The organism is Achromobacter sp. GD03932, assembly GCF_029839485.1.
In the GTDB taxonomy this organism is placed as follows: domain Bacteria; phylum Pseudomonadota; class Gammaproteobacteria; order Burkholderiales; family Burkholderiaceae_B; genus Achromobacter; species Achromobacter bronchisepticus_A.
In genome coordinates this window covers 121,645-144,016 of record NZ_JAOCAT010000019.1, presented here as the reverse complement: position 1 = coordinate 144,016, position 22,372 = coordinate 121,645, and the positions used below count along the sequence as shown (strand labels likewise).

Here is a 22,372-nt window from a genome sequence, read left to right as displayed (position 1 = left end):
TCGGATTCCGTCGGGCTTATCGACGCCCCGCGCCCCGCCGGCCCCCGACGCGACTGGCTCGGTCGGTTGAAACTTTACGGGCGCTGGGGCGGGTGGTTTGCTTGGCGTTCTTGGCGTTCTTGGCGCCGGTGGCGGTTGGCGGAAGATCTTGCGGGGCCCGCCCCAGATCGGCCGCGCGGGCGGCCGATCTGGGGCATACGCTTGGTCTTGCGGTTGTGGTCGCTGTCGCTGTCGCGAGCGCTGCAAGCTGGTGCCGTGCTTCCAGGTGGTGCCCGCGGTGCGCCCGCTTCTTACTTCGATGCCACCGTTTCCGGCGGCACCGGATTCTCCCAGCCGCCGCCGATGGCGCGGATCAGGCCTACTGCGGAACGCGCTTGTTCCCCACTCAGTTGCACCGCGACGCGTTGCTGCAGCAGGACGCTGCGGTCGGCTTCGATGACGTCCAGGTAGCTGATGGAGCCTTCGCGGTACTGCGTGTGCGAGAGCTTGGCGGCGCGGGCGGCGGCGTCGACGGCGGCGTCTTGCGCCTTGGTCTGGTCGGCCAGGATGCGCAGGTTGGCCAGGTTGTCTTCCACTTCGCGGAACGCGTTCAGGATGGTCTGGCGGTAGACGGCCACGTCTTCCTCGTAGACGGCGCGAGCGCGGTCCAGGCCGGCCTGGCGGCGGCCGCCGTCGAAGATCGGCATGGACAGCGCGGCGCCGACCAGGGGGCCCAGCAGGAAGGTGCGGCTGGACCACTGGAACAGGTTGCCCAGGTCCGAGGATTCGTAGCCGAAGGCGCCGGTGATGTCCAGGCGCGGGAAGAAGGCGGACTTGGCCGCGCCGACGCGGGCGTTGGCGGCGGCCATGGCGCGTTCGGCTGCGGCGATGTCGGGGCGGCGTTCCAGCAGGCTCGAGGGCAGGCCGGCGGGGATCGACAGCGCGACCTTCTGGATGGGCTGCTCGGGCATGGCGAAGTCCGACGGGGCGCGGCCCAGCAGTACGGCCAGGGCGTGTTCGGAGGCGGCGCGGCGGCGGTCGATGCCCAGGGCTTCGGATTGCGCGCTGGCCAGTTCGGCCTTGGCGCGGGCCAGGTCGAGTTCGCTGATGTCGCCGGCGTCGTAGCGGCGCTGGATCAGTTGCAGGGTGTCGGTGCGCAGCTTGACCGTCTGGCGGTAGAGCTGCGATTCGGCGTCCTGTTCGCGCACCAGGAAGTAGGTGGTGGCGACGTCGGCCTGCAGGGCCAGCAGCACGGAACGGTATAGGGCTTCGCTTTGCTGGGCATCGGCGCTGGCGGCGTCGTAGGTGGAGGCGACGCGGCCGAACAGGTCCGCTTCGTAGGACACGGCGCCTTGGGCGCGCCAGGTGGTCACGGGGCTGGTCGGGGTGCCGTCGGGCAAGCCCTGCGACACGGCCGAGGGGCGCTGGCGGTTGGGGCCGAAGGCGGCGTCCAGGTTGGGGAAGAAGCCGGCGCGGGCTTCGCGTTGCAGCGCGCGCGACTGGGTCAGGCGGGCGGCGGCGGCCTGCAGGTTCTGGTTGGCCTTCTGGGCTTCTTCCTGCAGCTGGTTCAGGCCTTCGTCGCCGAATACCTTCCACCAGGCGCCGCGCAGCGCGTCTTCGGACGGCTCGGCGGTTTTCCAGGTGCCGGCCTCGGAAGCGGGCAGGGCGGCTTCCTTGAAGGCCGCGGGCACCGCGGCCGAGGGGCGTTCGTAGGTGGGGCCCACCGCGCAGCCGGCCAGCACGAGCAGGACGGCAAGCAGGGCGGAACCGCGGGTCAGTCTTTTGATCATGATGACTATTCTCTTGTGGGCGCCTCCCGCCTGCGGGGCGGAAGGCGCTGTCTAGCTACTCTGGTGGTCCGGCTCAGGCGTGATGTTGCGGGGCCGGCGGCGCGTTCGGGTCCAGGTGCGGTACGCACACGGGAGCCTCGTGCGGTGCGGCGGAGTGCAGGGTCTTGCCGCCCAGCGTGCGCAGCAGCACGTAGAACACGGGGGTCAGGAACAGGCCGAACAGGGTCACGCCCAGCATGCCGAAGAACACGGCGATGCCCATGGCCTGGCGCATTTCAGAACCCGCGCCCGAGGACAGCACCAGCGGCACCACGCCCATGATGAACGCGATGGACGTCATCAGGATGGGGCGCAGACGCAGGCGGCTGGCCTCGATGGCGGCGTCCAGGGGACTGCGGCCGTTCATTTCCAGTTCGCGGGCGAATTCCACGATCAGGATCGCGTTCTTCGCCGACAGGCCCACCAGCACCATCAGGCCGATCTGCGTGAAGATGTTGTTGTCGTTGCCGGTCAGGTAGACGCCCGTCAGCGCGGCCAGGATGCTCATCGGCACGATCAGGATCACGGCCAGCGGCAGGGTCAGGCTTTCGTACAGCGCGGCCAGCACCAGGAACACCAGCAGCACGCTGATCGGGAACACCCAAAGGCCGGCGTTGCCCGCCAGGATCTGCTGGTAGGTCAGGTCGGTCCATTCCATCTTCATGCCGCGCGGCAGGGTTTCGGCGGCGACGCGTTCGGCCGCGGCCTGGGCCTGGTCGGACGAGTAGCCGGGCGCCGGACCGCCGTTGATGTCGGCGGCGGTGTAGCCGTTGTAGCGCACCACCATTTCCGGGCCGAAGGTCTGGTTGACGGTGACGAGCGAGGACAGCGGCACCATTTCACCGGCGACGTTGCGGGTCTTCAGTTGCAGGATGTCGTCGGCGTGCGCGCGGAATTGCGCGTCGGCTTGCGCCCGCACCTGGAAGACGCGGCCGAAACGGTTGAAGTCGTTGACGTACATCGAGCCCAGGTAGATCTGCATGGTGTCGAAGACTTCCGTCACCGGCACGCCCAGCTGCTTGGCCTTGACGCGGTCCAGGTCCACGTCCAGCTGCGGCACGTTGATCTCGTAGCTGGAGAAGGCGGGGCCCAGTTCCGGCGTCTGGCGGGCCTTTTCCAGGAACGCTTGCTTGGCCTTGTCCAGCTCGGCGTAGCCTGCCGCGCTGCGGTCTTCGATCTGGAACTTGAAACCGCCCAGCGTGCCCAGGCCCATCACGGGCGGGGGCGGGAACACGGCGATGAACGAGTCCTGGATGGCCGCGAACTTCTGGTTGAGCGAGCCCGCGATGGCGTCGCCCGACAGCGCGGCGTTCTTGCGCTCTTCGAAGGGCTTGAGCATGACGAACACGATGCCGGCGCTGGAGCTGTTGGTGAAGCCGTTGATGGACAGGCCGGGGAACGCGATGGTGCTCTGCACGCCGGGTTCCTTCAGGGCGATGTCGCTCATGCGGCGGATCACCGAGTCGGTGCGGTCCAGCGAGGCGCCGTTGGGCAGCTGCGTGAAGGCGATCAGGTACTGCTTGTCCTGCGCGGGCACGAAGCCGCCGGGCACCAGGTAGGAGACGCCGACGGTGGCGGCCACCAGCACGGCGTACACGCCCATGGCGCCGGCCTTGCGGCGGATCACGCGGGTCACGCCCGTGCCATAGGACTCGGACGCGCGGCCGAACATGTTGTTGAACCAGTTGAAGAAGCGGCCGAAGATGCGGTTCATGCCACGGGTCAGCCAGTCGGGCTTGTCGTGGTGGCTCTTGAGCAGGATGGCCGACAGCGCGGGCGACAGGGTCAGCGAGTTGAAGGCCGAGATCACCGTCGAGATGGCGATGGTCATGGCGAACTGCTTGTAGAACTGGCCGGTCAGGCCCGTCATGAAGGCCAGCGGCACGAACACCGCGCACAGCGTCAGCGCAATGGCGATGATGGGGCCGCTGACTTCACGCATGGCGCGATAGGTCGCATCGCGCGGACTCAGGCCCGCCGCGATGTTGCGCTCCACGTTTTCCACCACCACGATGGCGTCGTCCACCACGATGCCGATGGCCAGAACCATGCCGAACAGCGACAGCGCGTTGATGGAGTAGCCGAACATCAGCAGCAGGGCGAAGGTACCCACGATGGAAACGGGCACCGCCAGCAGCGGGATGATGGAGGCGCGCCAGGTCTGCAGGAACAGGATCACCACCAGCACCACCAGGGCGATCGCTTCCAGCAGCGTGGTCACCACGGCCTTGATGCTGGCGCGCACGAATTGAGTGGGGTCGTATTCGATGCGGTATTCCACGCCCGGCGGGAAGTCCTGCGACAGCTCGGCCATGGCGGCGCGCACCTGGCTGGACACGTCCAGCGCGTTGGCGCCCGGCGACTGCATGATGCCCATGCCCACCGCCTGCTTGTTGTCCAGCAGCGAACGCAAGCCGTATTCCTGTGCGTCCAGTTCCACGCGGGCCACGTCCGACAGGTGCGTCACGGCGCCGTCGGGCGAGGTCTTCAGGATGATGTCGCGGAATTCCTCTTCGGTCTGCAGGCGGCCGCGGGCATTCACGTTCAGTTGCAGCGGCACGTCGCCCAGCGTGGGGGAGGCGCCGATGACGCCGGCGGCGACCTGCACGTTCTGTTCGCGGATGGCAGCGACCACTTCGCTGGCGGTCAAGCCGCGCTGGGCGACTTTCTGCGGGTCCAGCCAGACGCGCATGGAATAGTTGCCCGAGCCCCACACCGTCACTTCGCCCACGCCGGTGATGCGGGCGAGGCGGTCCTTGACGTTCAGGATCGCGTAGTTGCGCAGGTAGGTGATGTCGTAGCGGTCATTGGGCGAAATCAGGTGCACCACCAGCGTCAGCGTGGGCGAGCTCTTGGCCGTGGTCACGCCCAGGCGCTGCACGTCCGGCGGCAGGCGCGGCAGCGCTTGCGACACCCGGTTCTGCACCAGTTGCTGAGCCTTGTCCGGGTCCACGCCGAGTTTGAAGTTGACCGTCAGGGTCAGGTTGCCGTCGCTGTTGGCCTGCGACTGCATGTACAGCATGTCCTCGACGCCGTTGATGGATTCCTCCAGCGGCGAAGCCACGGTTTCGGCGATGACCTTGGGGTTGGCGCCCGGATACTGCGCACGCACGACCACGGACGGCGGCACCACTTCCGGATACTCGGAGATGGGCAGCTGGAACATGGCCAGCAGGCCCGCCAGCAGCACCAGGACCGATAGCACGCCGGCGAAGATCGGCCGGTCGATGAAGAATTTCGAGATATTCATGGACGTTCTCGTTAGACGCGCCGGCTCAGTTCAGCTTGGCCGAGGCGGTCTTGACCGGGTTGCGTTGGGCCGCAACCATGGGGACGACAGTGGGGGTCACGGCATCGCCGGGACGGATGCGCTGCAGGCCGTTGACGACGATGCGTTCGCCGGCGGCCAGGCCCGAATCGACCACGCGCAGGCCTTCCTGGTTGGCGCCCAGCTTGACCTGGCGATAGACGGCATGGTTCTTGTCGTCCAGCACCAGCACGTAGCGCTTGTCCTGGTCGGTGCCGATGGCCTTTTCGTCGATCAGCACGGCCTGGCGCGGTTCGCTGCCGCCCAGGCGGACACGGGCGTACAGGCCGGGCAGCAGCTGGCCGTCGGCGTTGTCGAACTCGGCGCGCACGCGGATCGTGCCGGAGGTGGTGTCCAGGCGGTTGTCCACGGACTGCACGACGCCGGTGCGCGAATAGCCTTCCTCGTTGGCCAGGCCCAGCTCCACCGGCACGGCGCCGGCGCGGCCGCCGCGCGCGGGGTTCACATAGCGCAGGAAGGTTTGTTCGTCCACGTCGAACGATGCGTACATCTTGGACACCGACACCAGCCGGGTCAGCGGCACCGACGCGGCGCCGGCCGCCACCACGTTGCCTACCGTGACCTCGGCGCGCGACACGCGGCCGTCCACGGGGGCTTCGATGCGGGTGTAGCCGAGGTTCAGCTTGGCATAGTCCAGCGCGGCCTGGGCGCCTTGCAGGTTGGCGGCGGCTTCGCGGGCGGCGTTCTGCTTTTCCTCGAAATCGCGGCGGGCGATGGCGTTGTCCGTCAGCAGGCGCTGGCCGCGGGCCAGTTCGCTGGCGGTGTACGAGGCGCGGGCCTTCGCGGCGGTCAGGGCGGCTGCGGCGCGGTCCACCTCGGCCGCGTAGGGGCGCGGGTCGATGGTGAAGAGCACGTCGCCCTTCTTGACGATGCTGCCGTCCTGGAAGTGCACGGCGGTCAGGGTGCCCGACACCAGGGGGCGGATGTCGACGCGGTCGATGGCTTCCAGGCGGCCGGAGTAGCGCTGCCAGTCCACGATGGTCTTGTTCAGCACCTCGGCCACTTCGACCGGGGGCGCCGAGGGGGCGGTCTGCGCCTGTGCGGCATTGGCGCCAGCGGGAGCGCGGAACAGGGCATAACCGCCGCCGGCGGCGATGATGGCGGCAAAGACGGCGAGCACAGCAATACGATTGCGCGAAACCATGGTGTTTCCTTGAGAGATGATGGGGCGAAAGCGCGCTTGCCTGGATGAGCCTGGGGGCGGGAGGCGGCTGCGGCGGCCTGGGGCAGGCCTGTCTTCAGGATCTGGCGGAAATGCTGCGGCGCAACATGAAATGCTGCTGCGCATCCCAGGCAAAGGCGCCTGATCGGGGCGGGTCTTTGCTTTGCCGGAATCTGAGGATAGGCATGCCCTTTGATGGCGCCTGGCGGCAAGGGCACTTCAAGATGGTTTGCATTCTGAGCGGTTTAGGGGGTCGGATAAACCCTGATGTTTCGGCAACACTAGTCGCAAGGATCGACTAATCAGCATCGAAATCGGGTTATGCTCCGTCCACACCGACTATTTCCCCAAAGGACACCGTCGCCATGGACCGTTTTCAGGCTATGCAGGTGTTTGTGCGCGTCGTGGACGCCAATAGCTTCACCCGGGCGGCCGACAGCCTCTCGCTTCCGCGCACCACCGTCACCACCATCATCCAGAACCTCGAACGCCTGTTGGGCGTGCGCCTGCTCAACCGCACCACGCGCCGTATCGGCCTCACGCCTGACGGCGCCGGCTATTACCAGCACTGCGTGCGCATCCTGGCCGACGTCGAGGAAACCGAGGCCTGCTTCCAGGAAGCGGCCCTGCGCCTGAAGGGCAGGCTGCGCATCGATGCGCCCACCTGCATCGGGCGGCTGATCCTGATCCCTTCATTGTGTGATTTCCACGACAAATACCCCGACGTGGAGCTGGTGCTGGGCTTGGGCGACCGCCCGGTCGACATGGTGCAGGAGGCCGTGGATTGCGTGATCCGCGCCGGCGACCTCGAGGATTCCAGCCTGGTCGCGCGCCGCATCGGCACCCTGCAGAGCGTGACCTGCGCTTCGCCCACCTATGTGGCGCGCCATGGCCTGCCGCAGAGCATCGACGAACTGCGCGACCACCACGCCGTGCACTATTTCTCCAGCCGCACCGGACGCAATTGCGCCTGGGACTTCCGCGTCGACGGCAAGCACCAGGAAGTCGAAATGAAGGGCGTGGTGTCGGTGAACGAGTCCGGCGCCTACCTGGATTGCGGACTGAAGGGCTTCGGCCTGATCCAGACCCCGCGTTACATGGCGCTGCCGCATCTGCAATCGGGCGAGCTCATCGAAGTGCTGCCGCAATGGAAGCCCAGCGCCACCGCGATTTCGGTGCTGTATCCGCAAAGCCGCCAGCTGTCGCCCAAGGTGCGCGCCTTCACCGACTGGGCCGCCGAATTGTTCGCCAGCTGCCCGCTGCTGAGCGGCCGCGACGAGACCGACCCCGCCGCCGCCAGCTGCGGCGTGTACGCGCGCCAGACCGGCCAGGCGACCATCCAGACGTCCGCAGCCCCCAGGCCGGCGCTCGAGGAGTACCTGCCGCCGCGCCGCCGTACTGCGCGCGAAGAGGCCGCGGAATACGCTTTGTAAGCGTATGGGGTGGGGGGCGGATCCGCCTTCCGCCTGGAGAATCACGGGAAACCCCGTAGTAAATACAGACCTTGCGTCCCTCGAATTCCACGAAACGTCTGTATAGTCCGACAGTCAAAGCCTACAACGTCCTTACTGTCGATCCGCTCCATGCAGCCTGTACTACCCGCTTATCTGATCGCCCGTTGGCTTTTGTTGCTCGTGCTGTTGGCGGGGGTGTACTTCCTCAGCGGTTTCCTGGTCCCCGCGCTTGCCGCACTCATCATCGGCCTGGCCAGCTGGCCCTTGTACCAGCGCCTGCTCACCCGTTGCGGCGGCCGCAGCGCGCTGGCCGCCTCGCTGGCGCTGCTGGTGGTGATCGTCGTGCTGATCGTGCCGATGTCGTTCGCGCTGTCCTACGCCATCAAGGAAGCCAGCACTTTCTTCGCCTGGGCCATCGCCGCCAACCGCCATGGCGTGGCCGTGCCCAACTGGATCACCTCCATGCCCGTGGTGGGCGAGCGCCTGGGCCAGTACTGGGAATCCTATATCGGCCAGCCGCATGCGTTGGGCGCCCTGGTCGAGGCCGTCAGCGGCGAGCATCTGGGCAATATCTACCGCATGGTCCTGGCGGCCACGGGCAACGTGTTCCAGCTGCTGCTGACCGTGCTGTTCATGCTGATCACGCTGTTCTTCGTCTACAAGGACGGCATCCGCATGGTGGCCCAGCTGGACGTGCTGGGTGAACGCATCCTGCCGGCGCGCTGGCAGCGCTTTTCGCGCGTGGTGCCGGCCACCATCAATTCCACCGTCACCGGCATGGGCCTGATCGCCCTGGGCGAAGGCGTGGTGCTGGGCATCGCCTATTGGGTCGCGGGCGTGCCGTCGCCCGTGCTGCTGGGCGTGGTCACCGGCTTCATGGCGCTGATACCGGGCGGCGCGCCGCTGTCGTTCACCCTGGTGTCGCTGTACCTGGTGGGCTCGGGCCATCTGGTGGCGGGCATCGCCCTGATGGTCTGGGGCAGCGTGGAACTCTTCATCGTCGACAAGACCCTGCGCCCGCGCCTGGTGGGCGGACCGGTCAAGCTGCCTTTCCTGCCGACCTTCTTCGGGCTGGTGGGGGGCGTAAAGACGATGGGCATCGTCGGGCTGTTCGTCGGCCCCGTGCTGATGGCCCTGCTGGTGGCGGTGTGGCGCGAATGGGTGCACCATGAGGTGCAGGAACGCGATGCCGCCCGCATCAATCCTCCCGCCCAACCCCCTGCTGCTTGAATGCCATGTTGTTGCCTGATGATCAGATAGCCGTCCTGCGCGAGCAGGGCTTCGTGGTGGCGCGCCAGTTCGCCAGCCCGGAACAGGTAGCGGCGCTGCGCGCCCTCGCCGAACGCCATTTGCGCGACCACGTCGCGCCCATCGAATACGAAGCCGACCTGCGCTATCCCGGCGCGCCCGAGTCGCGCGCCGCCGAGGGCGGGCTGACCGTGCGCCGCCTGCTCGGCGCCTACGGCCGCGATCCCTTGTTCGCGCAATGGGCCACCGATGCGCGCATCGGCCAGTGGCTGGGGCGCTACTTCGGCGAAACGCCGGTGTTGTCCACCGTGCACCACAACTGCGTGATGACCAAGCATCCCGCCTATGGCAGCCTGACGGGCTGGCACCAGGACATCCGCTACTGGTCGTTTTCCGACACGGACCTGGTCTCCACCTGGCTGGCGCTGGGTCCGGAAACCCGCGCCAACGGCGGCCTGTCCTTCATCCCGGGTTCGCACGCCGCCGCCTTCACGCCGGAACAGTTCGACCAGCAGAAGTTCTTCCGCGACGACGCGCCCCAGAATGCCGAATGGATCGCCCGCGCGGTGTGTCCGGAACTGCAGGCGGGCGACGTGGTGTTCTTCCATTGCCGCACCCTGCACGCGGCCCAAGGCAACGCCAGCGATCGCGTGAAGCTGTCGCTGGTGCACACCTACCATCCGCAGTCCTGTCACCCGCTGCCGGGCACGCGCTCGGCCAGCCAGCCTGGCGTGCCGCTGCTTACCAAGGCAGCCTGACGTAATTGGGCAGCGCCGCGTTCAGCGGCGCTGCCCTGCCTATCCTGGGCCGCAGCCGCGGCGCCATCTTCCCACCCGCCGTTGCGCCGGGTGCGGCCACTCATGAATTGATCCTTACCTAGGTCCGGACTCGCGCCTGGACGGTCAATGACCCTTTTTTTCTTCCGCGTCTTGCTTCAGGCGGGACTGATCGCGGACGCCTTTCCCGGGGCTGGCGGGGCCGCATTTACAGAATGGGCCTAGTCCTATGCCTTGCGCGGATAGGAGCGGACTAGCCCGATGGGCGGCCAAAGCGGCGAAATCTACGATGCAGTTGTTGAGTACGCGAACTGAAAAAGGCCAGTCCCCAACGGCCCGGCATCCGGAGTGTACGCAGCAAGGAACTGCCCGAAACGGCGATTTCTCCTCACCTCAAAACCCCAACTCAAAAGACTCATCATGAAAAAGACCCTCCTGACCGCCGCCCTGGCCATCGCCGGCCTCGCCACCTTCGCCAGCGCCCACGCCGCTGACGGCACCATCGAATTCACCGGCAACATCACCGCCAACACCTGCTCCATCAACGGCGGCAACGGCGGCGAAAACTTCACCGTGGCGCTGCCCACCGTGTCGTCCAAGACGCTGGAAGTCGCGGGTTCCACCGCCGGCCGCACGCCGTTCAAGATCGCGCTGAGCGGTTGCACCTCGGATCAGCCGGTTTCGGTGCACTTCGAAGGCGGCCCCACCGTTTCGCAGGAAACGGGTCGCCTCATGGTTGACGCCGGCGGCGCCAGCCAGGTCGAACTGGGCCTGCTGAACAACTCGTTCGGCGAAATCAAGGCCGGCGCGGCCACCGGCCAGCAGAACTCGCAGGTTGTGAACCTGGCCAACGGCAAGGCTGACCTGGACTACTTCGTCGAATACCACTCGCTGGGCAACGCCACCGCTGGCGCAGCCAACTCGCGCGTGCAGTACTCGATCTCCTACCAGTAATGCGCCGGCTCGGCGGCCGCTTCCCGGGGCCGCCGAGACAGGTGTTTCCCTGCAAGCCGTCTCACCCCGCTCCCCGAGACGGCTTGGAAGGAAACCGACCATACACGCAGCATCCACCACCAAGGGCTACATCATGAAAAATCTACGCCGCACCCTGATGGCCACCGCAGCGCTCGCAGCGGGCTGTTTCGCACTCCAGGCGCAAGCCAGCGTCGTGATCGCCAGCACGCGCGTGATCTATCCCGCGCAAGAGCGCGAGGTCACCATCAAGCTGAGCAACGACGGCCGCACGCCCGCGCTGATCCAGTCCTGGCTGGATGACGGCAACATCACGGATGCTCCGGAAAAGCTGAAGGTTCCCTTCATGCTGACGCCCGCCATCTTCCGCGTGGACCCCGGCAAAGGGCAGACGCTGCGCCTGATCCATACCAAGGAAGCGATGGCGCAGGACAAGGAAAGCATGTACTGGCTCAACGTGCTGGAAGTCCCGCCCAAGGCCCAGGCCGGCGAGGACGCCAACCGCCTGCAGATCGCCTTCCGCACGCGCATCAAGGTGATGTACCGCCCGCAAGGCCTGCCGGGCCTGGCGGAAGAGGCGCCGGCGCAGTTGCGTTGGGAGGTCGCTCCCGCCGCGGCGGGCAAGGGCTACGCGCTGAAGGCCAGCAATCCCACGCCCTACGTCGTGAATCTGGGCAAGGTGAGCCTGCAGTCGGGCGGCCAGTCCTTCGACGCCGGCGCCGGCTACGTCAAGCCGGGCGAGTCCGCGCTCTTCCCCATCGCGGGGATGACGTCCGCGCCCGCCGCCGGCGCGCAGGTCAAGTTCAACAGCATCAACGACTGGGGCGCCAATGTCGAAGGTTCGCAGCCTTTGACGTCGGGGGCCGCGTCCGCCGCGCGCTAAGCCTGCCCGCCGCGCAAGCGCGCGGCGCCACCTTCCAGAAAACCTCTTTGCGATGGATGCCGGCAACGGCATCCCGGGGAGGGTTTTGCCCAGCGTTTTCACCGATACCACTCTTTCAACGCCGTCATCATGAAGCAAATCCTTTCAAAGCTCCTGCATACGCGAGATTGCGCCGGCCAGCGCTTGACGCCCTTGTGCGCGGCACTGCTGGTGGCCCTGGCCGCGCATGACCAGGAGGCGCGCGCCGCCGACACCGCCGCATCCGGGAACATGGTGGCCTCGGTGGAGTTCGAGGACGCCTTCCTGATGGGTGGTGCGGGCCAGCGTACCGACCTGTCGCGCTTTGCCAAGGGAAATGCGGCGGCGCCCGGCAACTATTCGGTGGACCTGTTCATCAACCAGGGCTATGTCGGCCGCGTGGAAGTGCCGTTTGCGCCGGTCGCCGGCGAGGCGGCGGCGCAGCCCGTGTTCGACCGCCAGCTGCTGCAACGCATCGGCGTCGACCTGGGCAAGCTGTCTGCCGAGGCGACCGACAAGCTGGCCCAAGGCGACAGCCTGCGTCTGGACGACATCGCCGCCGACGCGGGCAGTGATTTCGACTTCGGCGACCAACGCCTGGACCTGAGCATTCCCCAGGCCTCCATGAGCCGTCACGCCCGCGGCTATGTCAGTCCGGAACTGTGGGACTCGGGCGTGAATGCGGCCATGCTGAATTACGACTTCAATCTGTACAACTACCGCAACAACGCCTTTGGCGGCACGCAGCGGCAGGGCTATCTGGGCCTGCGCGCGGGCGCCAACCTGGGCGACTGGCGCCTGCGCCACAATGGCTCCTACTCTTTCGATTCCCAGGGCCGCCGCCAATATCAGAACCTCTCGACCTACGCGCAGCGCGAGATCGTGGCGCTGTCGTCCCAGCTGACCCTGGGCGAAGCCTACACCAGCGGCGAACTGTTCGACTCCACGCCCTTCAAGGGCGTGCGCCTGGCCAGCGACGACCGCATGCTGCCCGACTCGATGCGCGGCTACGCGCCGGTGGTGCGGGGCGTGGCCAACAGCAACGCGCGCGTCACCATCCGCCAGAACTCGGTCATCATCTACGAAACCACGGTGGCGCCTGGCGCCTTCGAAATTACCGACCTGTACGCCACCGGCTACGGCGGCGACCTGGACGTGTCGGTCCAGGAGGCCGATGGCAGCGTGCGCAAATTCTCCGTGCCCTACGCGGCCGTGCCGATGTCGCTGCGTCCCGGCGTGAGTCGCTACAGCGTGGTGGGCGGCGCCGTGCGCAACAAGCAGCTGTCCAAAAGCCCGCATTTCGTGCAGGCCACCTACCAGCGCGGCCTGTCCAACCTGGTGACGGGCTATGCCGGCGCCACCGTGGCGCAGAACTACACCTCGGCACTGCTGGGTGGCACCCTCAATACGTCCTTCGGCGCCGTGGGCCTGGACGCGACCCAGTCGCGCCTGTCGATGAATGGCGCCACGCATACCGGCACCAGCATGCGCGCCAGCTATGCCAAGAGCCTGCCCGCCACGGGCACCAACGTCTCCATCGCGGCGTACCGCTATTCCACCGGCGGCTTCTACGGCCTGAACGAAGCCATGAATTCGCTATACGGCTACGGCCAGTACCGTTATTCCGGCAGCATGGTGCGCGAGCGCAACCGCGCTTCGCTCGTCATCAGCCAGCAACTGGGCGGAGAGCGCGGCAGCATCAACCTTACCGGCTCGGCCGTGGACCATTGGAACCGCGACCGCCGCGACGTGAACTACAGCATTGCCTACGCCAACACCTACAAGAGCATGGGCTACAACCTGACCGTCCAGCGTCAGCGCGACAGCCGCCAGCAGATGGGCACCGCGGTGTATGCGACCTTCAGCATTCCGTTGGGCAAGAGCAGCCCGCTCAGTCTGTCGACCAATGCTGGACGCGATTCCAACGGGCGCATGCAGCTGCAAAGCACGCTGTCCGGCTCCACGGGCGAGGATCATCAGCTGTCATACAGTCTCAGTGCCGACCACGCTTCCGGCGGCTCGGGCGGCAGCATGAACGGCGGCAGCGCCAGCATGCTTTACCGCGCGCCGGTCGCCGATTTCATGGGCAGCGCGGGTGTGGGGACGGGTTATTCGCAAAGCTCGGTCGGCATGCGCGGCGCGGTCGTCGTGCATCCGGGCGGCCTCACGCTGTCCCAGCCGCTGTCGGAAACCTTCGGCATCGTCGAAGCGCCTGATGCGGAAGGCGCGCGCCTGCTCAACGCCTCCGGCGTGCGCGTCAACAGCCGCGGCTATGCCGTCGTGCCGCATCTGACGCCGTATCGCATGAACACGGTGGATATCGATCCCAAGGGTCTGTCCACCGACGTCGAGCTGCAGGTCACCAGCCAACAGGTGGCGCCGCGCGCAGGCGCGGTCGCGATGCTGCGGTACGCCACGGTTTCGGGCCGGTCAGCGATGTTGCAGGTCCTGCGGGCCGACGGCAAGCCGCTGCCCTTCGGTGCCAGCGTGCAGGACGAGCACGGCGTCGAGGTCGGGCTGGTCGGGCAGGCCAGCCGTATCCTGGCCCGCGGTCTGCAGGACATGGGCCAATTGACTGTCAGATGGGGCGAGCAGCCTGACGACAGTTGCCGCATGAACTATGAGCTGCCAGTCATGGAAAAAGACACGCGTTCCGACGGCTATTGGCAGGTCGAAACCCGCTGCAATTAGCAGTTTCTCTCTATCTATCGTCGATCGGAATCGCAAAATGAACACGTTTCGAAAGCTGCTTTTACTAGGCGCCACGCTACTGGCGTTGGTCTTTTCCTCCAACGCCGCCGCTAGTGTTAGTTGTTACACTACTTGGCAAATGGGGTTGCTCCTTCCCGCCGAACTTGAGCTCGATCCCAACGCGGCTAACGGTGAGGTGCTGTGGTCCAGCACATTTATCCCTCCGCTACTAAAAGCAGGCCTGTGCAGCACGAGTGGCGAAACTACCCTGACTTTCCGCGGCCTTTCGGAGTCGGGTCAGCCGGCGGGTATCTACTATTCTGGAATCCCGGGAGTAGGCGCACGCTTCAAAACGAAATATAGGAATTGCCCCGAGGGTTACTGGCCGGTAGTTTGCAGATCCAACTTTGGGCCCGAGCCAGGGCCGATCGAGTTCTATATCGAACTGATCAAGATTGGGACGGTTCGCCCAACGGTCGTGTACTGCTGCGGGATGTCGGTGGCTCTCATGGATCCCCCCTACCCCGAAGGTGCTTACGTAGGTTTCGCATATGCAGGGAAAGTCTCCGTAATAATGAAGAGGAAGCCGACTTGTTCATTTCCATCGAACAGCAGTATTCAGGCTTCATTGGCTACTGTCTCCGCAGGCAGTTTCAGGGGTGTTGGTTCCACGTCCCCTGAGCGGCCCTTCAAGATTGATCTGAGCTGCAAGGATGGGGATGGCGTAACACCAATGGATGCGTACGTCACGCTGACGGACGCCACCGATCCCGGCAACCGTTCCACTGTATTGACGCTGTCGCCGGAATCTAGCGCCAAAGGCGTCGGGGTCGAAGTCTTGAACGGGACCACGGTGCTGGGATATGGCGCGGATTCGAATGAGCTTGGCAACCCGGGTCAGTGGAAGGCAGGCACCGTGTCTCCCGGGACCAGCGTCTTTTCCATACCGTTGGCGGCACGCTACGTGCAGACGGAATCGGTCGTGACGCCAGGATCCGCTAACGCCCGCGCCACCTTCACGATGAGCTATCAGTAGCGGCCTGGCCTGCTTGCGTGCGGCGGCCCAGCCGCCACAGCAGCGCCGCCGCGGCCAGGATCGCCGCGACATTGAATTGCATGGCGCTGGCGAACGCTTGCGCATGGCGTTCGGCGGCGCTTGCGCCGGCGTAGGCTTCCAACGCTCCGCTGAACAGCATGCCCGCCGCCGACACGCCCAGCGCCGCGCCCACCTGCTGCAAGGTGGACACCACGCCCGCCGCCATGCCGGCCTGGCGGTCCTCGACGAAGCCCAGCGCTAGATTCACCAGCGGCGTATTGACCGCGCCCTGCGCCGCGCCCAGCCATACCAGCGCGGGTAGCAGCGACCACGGCGCGAGGCTGGCGCCGGCCGCGCCCACTTGCAGCATCAAGGCCGCGGTGGCGCCGCCGTACAGCAGCGCAGCCAGCGCGATGGCGCGCGTGCCGAAGCGCGCCACCAGCCGCGGCGCGGCCATCGACCCGGCGATGAAGCCCACGCTGGCTGGCGCGAAGATCAGGCCGGCCGTCAGCGCGTCCAGCCCGAAGCCCGTCTGCATCAGCAGCGCGTAGCAAAGGAACATGGCGCTGGCGGTGGAGAACACCAGCAGCACCAGCAGGCAGCCCGCCGCGAAGCGCGGCTGCGCCAGCAAGGCCATGTCGACCAGGGGCGCGCCGCCACGGGCCGCGATGCGGCGCTGCATGCGCGCGAACAATGCCAGCGCGACGACCGCAGCCGCGCCGCAAGCCACGGTCCACGCAGGCCAGTGCCGCGAGGGGCCTTCGATCAGCGCCAGCAACAGCAGGGTCAGCCCGGTTCCCGCCAGCGCCGCGCCGGGCCAGTCCATGCGCGCGCCCGAAGGCTCGCGCGATTCCGGGATATGGCGGGCCAGGCGCCACGCCAGCAGGCCCAGGGGCACGTTGAGCAGGAAGATGCCGCGCCATGCCAGGCCGAACAGGTCGGCGTGCACGATCCCGCCGCCCAGCACTTGCCCCGCGATGGCCGCCAGCCCCAACGTCATGCCCAGCAGGCCAAACGCCCGCTGCCGTTCGCGGCCCTGGTAGCTGACGCGGATCAGCGCATAGACCTGCGGAAACAGCATGGCCGCCGCGGCGCCTTGCAGCACGCGCGCGGCGATCAATGTGTCCGCGGTGGGCGCGACGCCGCATAGCGCCGAGGCCAGCGCGAATGCCGCCATGCCCAGCATGAACAGGCGCCGCCGGCCGTGGCGGTCGCCCAGCCGGCTGCCCGCGATCAGCAGCACGCCATAGGCCAGTTCGTAGGCGGCGATGATGAAGCTGATCTGCGCGAAGCTGGCGGACAGGGTGGACTGCATGCTGGGGATGGCGACGTTCACCACGAACAGGTCGAAGATCGTGATGAAGCCGCCCGACAGCAGCACGGCCAGGCCCAGGCGGCTCAGGACGGGCTGCTGCCGCGCGGCGTGCAAACCAGGGCAGGGGAGTGTGGAGGAAGACATGGAAAGCGCCATCGGAATCTGAATGGACGCTATTCTGGAGAGGCTTTTAGCCTTATACAATTTAGCTGATTATGCTATTACTGGGTGCAATAGACTCATGACCGCAACCGTAGCCCCGAAGCGCCTGGAGCGCACCCGCGCCGATCTGTCCGAGTTCCTGCGGCTGCGCCGCGAACGGCTCAGTCCCGCCGAACTGGGGCTGCCCGCCGGCGGCCGCCGGCGCACGCCGGGCTTGCGCCGCGAGGAAGTCGCCGCGCTGGCCGGTGTGGGCCTGGCCTGGTACACCTGGTTCGAACAGGGCCGCAACATCAGCGTGTCGGCGGGCTTCCTGGAAAACCTGGCGCGCGTGCTGAAGCTGGACGCGGCCGAACGCCGCCACCTCTACCTGCTGGCGCATCAGCGCCCGCCGTCGGAACCGGGCCGCACCTGGTGCACGGTGCCCGCGCAGGTGCGGCGCCTGATGGACGACCTGCCCGCGCGCCCCGCCTACGTGCTCAATCTGCGTTGGGATGTGGTGGTGTGGAACGCGGCCGCGGACCGCGTGTTCAATTTTTCCGCGCAGGCGCCGGGGCGCAGGAATCTGCTGTGGATGTTGTTCGCGGATCCGGCGATGCGCGAACTGTTCGTGGACTGGCCGGCGCAAGCGCCCGCCATGCTGTCCACGTTCCGGCGGGATTTCGCCAGCGCCGGCCAGGCGCCGGACGTCGGGGAGCTGGTGGATGAACTGGAGCGCGTGTCGCCGGACTTCAAGACCTGGTGGCGCGAACACGATGTGCATGGATCCTGCATGGGCCTGCGCAGCCTCTGCCTGCCGGCCCTTGGGGAACTGGCGTTCGAACATTCCACCTTGTCGGTGGACGAAAGCCGGCACTTGCGGCTGGTGGTCTACGCGCCCGCGCCGGATGAACCGAAGGCGGCGGATTTCGAACGCTGGCTGCGAGCCGCGGCGACGCGGCGTGCCAAGGCCGCGCGTGGCACCAGCGAATAGGCGCGCCGTGGGTCTACGGCGCGGCCGCGCGCGGCTCCTATAGTCGGGTCTTCGCCGCATTCCTGCGTCCTGGCGGACGCATCCTCCGCCCATGTCCACCGCCACGCTTTCCCGCCGTCACGCCTTGCTGCTGTTGGGCGTGGTGGTGCTGGCCTGGGGCTTTACCTGGATCGTCAACAAACTGCTGTTGCAGCACATGACGCCCATCTGGGCGGCGGCCGCGCGCAGCATCGCTGGCACGGCCGCATTGCTGGCGCTGGGACTCGCGCTGCGCCGCGTGGCGCGGCCGGTCAAGGCCGACCTTCCCGTAATCTTCAGCGTGGGGCTGCTGCATATGGGCGCCTTCGCCGCGCTGGTCAGCCTGGGCATGCTGTACGTGCCGGCGGGCCGCTCGGCCGTGCTGGCCTACACCACGCCGCTGTGGGTGATCCCTGGAGCCTGGCTCTTTCTGGGTGAATCCGTGGGCCGCGCGCGGCAAGCCGGATTGGCGCTGGGCCTCTTGGGCCTGGCCGTCATCTTCAATCCGCTGACCTTCGACTGGACCAATCGCGATGCCTTGCTGGGCAATGGCCTGATCCTGCTGGCGGCGCTGTGCTGGGCGGCCAACATCGTCTACGTGCGCGCGCACCGCTGGGTCACGCCGCCGTTCGAACTCGCGCTATGGCAAGCCCTGTTGGCTTCGGTTGTGCTGTCGGCCGTGGCCTATGCCGCCGAAGGCCCGCCGCAAGTGGCGTGGAACGCGGACCTGGCGTGGCTGCTGGGCTATGCCGGCGTGTTCGGGATCGCGGTGGCGCATTGGGCTGCCGTGAATGTAAATCGTGCATTGCCCGCAGGCGTGACTGCCATCGGACTGTTGGGCGTGCCCGTGTTCGGTCTGCTATGCGCGGCCGTGTTCCTGGATGAGCCGGTCAGCGCCTCGCTGCTGGCGGGCATGGCGCTCATTGTGGGAGGGATCGCGGCTGGGGTGATCGAACGTCGCGCTTGACGGCTGGACTATCGCAGGTATATCGTAAGATATATGTCGTAAGATATAACTCGTACGATAGACACCGGAGGTAAACCATGCGTGATGCCCAATTCCTTACCGCATTCGTGCGCCGAGCCCGCCAGAAGCCGCAGGGCCGCCACGGTCATTCCCATTCCCATCATCCCCATGCGCACCACCGCCATCACGGCGAGGACCATGGCCACCATCAGCGCCATGCCGGCGCGGGCGGCGACTGGTTCTCCGGTCCGGCCGACGAGCGCGGCGAAGGCGGCGGCTTCGGCGGCGGTTTCGGCGATGACGGCCGCGGCTGGACCCGCAGCCGCAAAGTCAGCGCCGACGACCTGCAACTGATGCTGCTGGGCCTGCTGGAAAAGAACCCCAGCCACGGCTACGAGCTGATCAAGGCGCTGGGCGCGCTCAGCAACGGCTTCTACACGCCCAGCCCCGGCATGGTGTATCCCGCGCTGACCTATCTGGAAGAGCTGGGCTACGCCACCGTCGAGCAAGAGGGCGCGAAGAAGCGCTATCACCTGGCGGAGCCGGGCCGCGCGCATCTGGACGGCAACCGCGAACGCCTGGCGCTGATGTTCAACAAGCTCAAGCACGTGGCGCGCAAGATGGACTGGATGCGCCAGGCCTGGAGCGGCCAGCCGCGCAACGTCGGCCCCGAAGGCGAAGACACCGCCACCGGCTGGCTGCCCGAATTCGTGGCCGCGCGCCAGGCGCTCAAGCGCGCGCTGCTGGACCGCACCGACGCCTCGCCCGCGGAGCAGCGGCGCATCGCGGCCATCCTGGCCCGCGCCACTGAGGACATCAATGGCCAGGCCTGTTCCTGAAGACCTTATTCCTGGAGTATCCATGACCCGCAACGACCTGAATGTCGAACGCGTCCGCCACAACCTGAAGATGCGCACGCTGACCGTGGCCAGCGTCGAACGCGTCGCCGGCCTGATGGCCCGCGTCACCTTCACCGGCGACGAGCTGCAGGACTTCGTGTCCGCCTCGTTCGACGACCACGTGAAGCTGTTCTTTCCCGCCGATCCGTCCTTGCCGCCGGCGCTGCCGGCCGTGACTCCGGACGGCATCAAGTTCCCCGAAGGCGCGCCCAAGCCCGCCGCCCGTGACTACACGCCGCGCTTTTTCGACGCGGCGCGCAAGGAACTCGTCATCGATTTCGTGCTGCACGGCGACGGCCCCGCATCCACCTGGGCTGAACAGGCCGAACCCGGCCAGCAACTGGGCATAGGCGGGCCGCGCGGCTCCTTCGTCGTGCCGACGGGCTTCGACTGGCATGTGCTGATCGGCGATGAAACCGCCTTGCCCGCCATCGCCCGCCGCCTGGAAGAGCTGCCGGCCAGCGCGCAGGCGCTGGTGCTGATCGAAGTGCCGGATGCCTCCAATGAAATCCCGCTGGCCACCGCGGCGCAGGCTTCGGTGCGTTGGCTGCATCGCAACGGCACCGCGCCGGGCTACAGCACCCTGTTGCTGGAAGCCGCGCGCGAGCTGACGCTGCCGCCGGGTGAGGGCTATGCCTGGGTGGCCGCGGAATCAGCCGCGGCCAAGGCGGTGCGGGAAATCATGGTGGCGCAGCACGGCGTCGACAAGAGCCGCATCCGCGCCGCCAGCTACTGGAAACGCGGCGCCGTGGCCGTGCACGAATCGCACGAAGGCTGAATCGATCCGTAGGCTGGCAAGGGGATAAAGACCTTCAGCCGCCAGCCAACGCCAGCAGATTGCGCACGCGCCCGCCCGCGCCTTGCTCGCGCACCGCCAGGCCCAGCACCGCGCGCGGCCAGTCCAGCGCGAAGGGGCGGTACACCACGCCGTCGGGACGCAGATGGCGCAGCGATTCCGGCACGATGGCCACGCCCATGCCCGCCGCCACCAGGTTCACCGCTGACGACAGTTGCGGCGCGCGCTGGCCGATCTGCGGATTCAGCCCATGCTGGCGGCAGGCCGCCATGATGTCGGCGCTGAGTCCATAGCCGGATTTGCGCGAATACAGGATGAAGCGTTCCTGCTCCAGATCGGCGGGCGCCAGCCGCTTGCGCCGCGCCAATGCATGGCCCAGCGGTAGCGCCACCACCAGCGGTTCCTGCGCCAGTTGCGTGAACGCCAGGCCGCCGTCGAGCGCGAAGGGCGGACGCACGAAGGCCGCGTCGATCGCGCCGCTGCGCAGCTGCGCCACCAGCGTTTCGCTATCGCCCTGCGACAGCGTCATTTCCACGTCCGGATAGCGCTGCCGGTACTGCCGTATCAGTTCCGTCACCACGCCGCTGAAGGACGCGGACTCCGTGAATCCCAATGTCAGTTCGCCGACTTCGCCGCGCGCGGCCCGCTGCGCCGTACGCACGGCTGCCTCGGCGCGTTGCAGGATATCCTGCGCGCAGACCAGGAAGGCGCGTCCGGCATCGTTCAGCGCGACGCCGCGGCCGGTGCGATCGAACAGCGGCGTGCCGACTTCCTGCTCCAGCTGGCGGATCTGCTGCGACAGCGGCGGCTGCGCCATGCCCAGCTGTTCCGCGGCGCGGGTGAAGTGCTGGGCCTCGGCGGTGGCGACGAAGTAACGCAGATGGCGCAGTTCCATATCTGTACTTTTAAAGTATTGATTATCAATTTTCCATATATTGGACATTCTATTGCGACGCGCCGATCATGCATGCATCGACGACACCCGCAAAGGAATCCGCATGCATGCCCCCATCAAACCCAGCACCCTGTTGCGCCAGCACCTGGCCCGCGACATCGTCGTGGCGCCCGGCGCTTATGACGGCATGTCCGCGCGTCTGGTGGCCGCCGCGGGTTTTTCCGCTGTCTACGCCAGCGGCGGCGCCATCGCCCGCGCGGCAGGCTATCCGGACATCGGCCTGCTCAGCTTTACCGAGGTCATGGACCGCGTGGAAAAGATCGTGGACGCCAGCGGCCTGCCGGTGGTGGCTGATGCCGATACCGGCTTCGGCGGCTCGGCCAACGTGGAGCGCACGGTGCGCATCATGGAACGCGCCGGCGTGGCGGCCTTCCATATCGAAGACCAGTCCTTTCCCAAGCGCTGCGGCCACCTGGACGACAAGAGCCTGGTGGACGCGGAGGAAATGTGCCGCAAGGTGCACATCGCGCGGCAGACCCTGAGCGACCCCGATGCGCTGGTGATCGCCCGCACCGACGCCATCGCCGTCGAAGGCTTCGAGGCCGCGCTGTCGCGCGCCGAACGCTACCTGAAGGCGGGCGCGGACATGATCTTCGTGGAAGCGCCCGAGACGCTGGAGCAGATCCGCGCCATCGCCGAACGCCTGCCGGGCCTAAAGCTCATCAACATGTTCTACGGCGGCAAGACGCCGCTCACGCCGCTGGCCGACCTGGCGGCCATGGGCTACCGCCTGGCGATCATTCCGTCGGACCTGCAGCGCGCCGCCATCCACGCCATGCAGGCCACGCTGGCGGCGATCAAGCAGACGGGCGACAGCAGCGCGCTGGCCGATCAGCTCACCAGCTTCAAGGAGCGGGAAGAGATCGTGCAGACGCGCCGCTACCTGGCGCTGGACGCGCAGTAAGCGCGCGGCG

Annotated in this window: 17 protein-coding genes; 12 read left to right on the top strand and 5 right to left on the bottom strand. The window is 67.0% G+C overall.

All coding sequences use genetic code 11. The features are described 5' to 3' along the window. Window positions 1-290 precede the first annotated feature (290 nt). The 3 genes from N5C88_RS18825 to N5C88_RS18815 form a co-directional block, all read right to left on the bottom strand. Window positions 291-1,769, bottom strand: coding sequence for an efflux transporter outer membrane subunit (locus N5C88_RS18825; protein ID WP_280015977.1), 1,479 nt, complete (start codon window positions 1,767-1,769; stop codon window positions 291-293). Window positions 1,770-1,842: 73 nt separating this feature from the next. Next, a complete protein-coding gene (locus tag N5C88_RS18820; RefSeq protein WP_280015976.1) occupies window positions 1,843-5,058 on the bottom strand; it encodes a multidrug efflux RND transporter permease subunit in 3,216 nt (1,071 codons plus the stop codon). Between the two features lie 25 nt (window positions 5,059-5,083). Then, window positions 5,084-6,280 carry an efflux RND transporter periplasmic adaptor subunit gene (locus N5C88_RS18815; RefSeq protein WP_059373978.1) on the bottom strand — a complete coding sequence of 399 codons (1,197 nt, stop codon included), beginning with the start codon at window positions 6,278-6,280 and terminating at the stop codon, window positions 5,084-5,086. Between the two features lie 383 nt (window positions 6,281-6,663). Here N5C88_RS18815 and N5C88_RS18810 point away from each other — a divergent pair, with 383 nt between their 5' ends. The 7 genes from N5C88_RS18810 to N5C88_RS31445 all read left to right on the top strand — a co-directional run bounded on the left by N5C88_RS18810 (window position 6,664) and on the right by N5C88_RS31445 (window position 15,376). Further along, entirely contained in the window at window positions 6,664-7,731 is a 1,068-nt protein-coding gene (locus tag N5C88_RS18810; RefSeq protein WP_059373977.1) for a LysR family transcriptional regulator, read from the top strand. A 150-nt stretch (window positions 7,732-7,881) separates the two neighbouring features. Next, window positions 7,882-8,982 carry an AI-2E family transporter gene (locus N5C88_RS18805; protein ID WP_118931453.1) on the top strand — a complete coding sequence of 367 codons (1,101 nt, stop codon included), beginning with the start codon at window positions 7,882-7,884 and terminating at the stop codon, window positions 8,980-8,982. Continuing rightward, entirely contained in the window at window positions 8,979-9,758 is a 780-nt protein-coding gene (locus N5C88_RS18800) for a phytanoyl-CoA dioxygenase family protein (protein WP_251878835.1), read from the top strand. Before N5C88_RS18805 ends, N5C88_RS18800 begins: the two co-directional genes overlap by 4 nt. 438 nt (window positions 9,759-10,196) lie before the next feature. After that, window positions 10,197-10,730, top strand: coding sequence for a fimbrial protein (locus tag N5C88_RS18795; protein ID WP_118931454.1), 534 nt, complete (start codon window positions 10,197-10,199; stop codon window positions 10,728-10,730). A gap of 133 nt (window positions 10,731-10,863) precedes the next feature. Further along, a complete protein-coding gene (locus tag N5C88_RS18790; protein WP_280015975.1) occupies window positions 10,864-11,631 on the top strand; it encodes a fimbria/pilus periplasmic chaperone in 768 nt (255 codons plus the stop codon). 129 nt (window positions 11,632-11,760) lie between these two features. Then, window positions 11,761-14,340 (top strand): fimbrial biogenesis outer membrane usher protein, encoded by a 2,580-nt coding sequence (locus N5C88_RS18785; protein WP_280015973.1) that lies wholly within the window; start codon window positions 11,761-11,763, stop codon window positions 14,338-14,340. Beyond that, complete coding sequence (locus N5C88_RS31445; RefSeq protein WP_118931457.1) at window positions 14,270-15,376, top strand: fimbrial protein; 1,107 nt, start codon at window positions 14,270-14,272, stop codon at window positions 15,374-15,376. Before N5C88_RS18785 ends, N5C88_RS31445 begins: the two co-directional genes overlap by 71 nt. Here the strand turns inward: N5C88_RS31445 and N5C88_RS18775 are convergent. Further along, window positions 15,357-16,835 (bottom strand): MFS transporter, encoded by a 1,479-nt coding sequence (locus N5C88_RS18775; protein ID WP_280015972.1) that lies wholly within the window; start codon window positions 16,833-16,835, stop codon window positions 15,357-15,359. The two genes, N5C88_RS31445 and N5C88_RS18775, sit on opposite strands and share 20 nt — an antisense overlap. Before the next feature lie 97 nt (window positions 16,836-16,932). Between N5C88_RS18775 and N5C88_RS18770 the strand changes: the two genes are divergently transcribed. From N5C88_RS18770 to N5C88_RS18755, 4 genes are all read left to right on the top strand, one after another. Beyond that, entirely contained in the window at window positions 16,933-17,823 is an 891-nt protein-coding gene (locus N5C88_RS18770) for a helix-turn-helix transcriptional regulator (RefSeq protein WP_280015971.1), read from the top strand. 91 nt (window positions 17,824-17,914) lie between these two features. Then, window positions 17,915-18,808, top strand: a complete 894-nt coding sequence (locus N5C88_RS18765) for a DMT family transporter (RefSeq protein WP_251878847.1) — start codon at window positions 17,915-17,917, stop codon at window positions 18,806-18,808. 77 nt (window positions 18,809-18,885) lie between these two features. Next, complete coding sequence (locus tag N5C88_RS18760) at window positions 18,886-19,647, top strand: PadR family transcriptional regulator (protein WP_280015969.1); 762 nt, start codon at window positions 18,886-18,888, stop codon at window positions 19,645-19,647. Window positions 19,648-19,669: 22 nt separating this feature from the next. Beyond that, a complete protein-coding gene (locus N5C88_RS18755) occupies window positions 19,670-20,485 on the top strand; it encodes a siderophore-interacting protein (RefSeq protein WP_118931460.1) in 816 nt (271 codons plus the stop codon). A 34-nt stretch (window positions 20,486-20,519) separates the two neighbouring features. Here the strand turns inward: N5C88_RS18755 and N5C88_RS18750 are convergent, their stop codons facing one another. Then, window positions 20,520-21,398 carry a LysR family transcriptional regulator gene (locus N5C88_RS18750; RefSeq protein WP_251878849.1) on the bottom strand — a complete coding sequence of 293 codons (879 nt, stop codon included), beginning with the start codon at window positions 21,396-21,398 and terminating at the stop codon, window positions 20,520-20,522. Window positions 21,399-21,501: 103 nt separating this feature from the next. Between N5C88_RS18750 and N5C88_RS18745 the strand changes: the two genes are divergently transcribed. Beyond that, window positions 21,502-22,362, top strand: coding sequence for an oxaloacetate decarboxylase (locus N5C88_RS18745; RefSeq protein ID WP_280015968.1), 861 nt, complete (start codon window positions 21,502-21,504; stop codon window positions 22,360-22,362). Window positions 22,363-22,372: the final 10 nt, after the last annotated feature.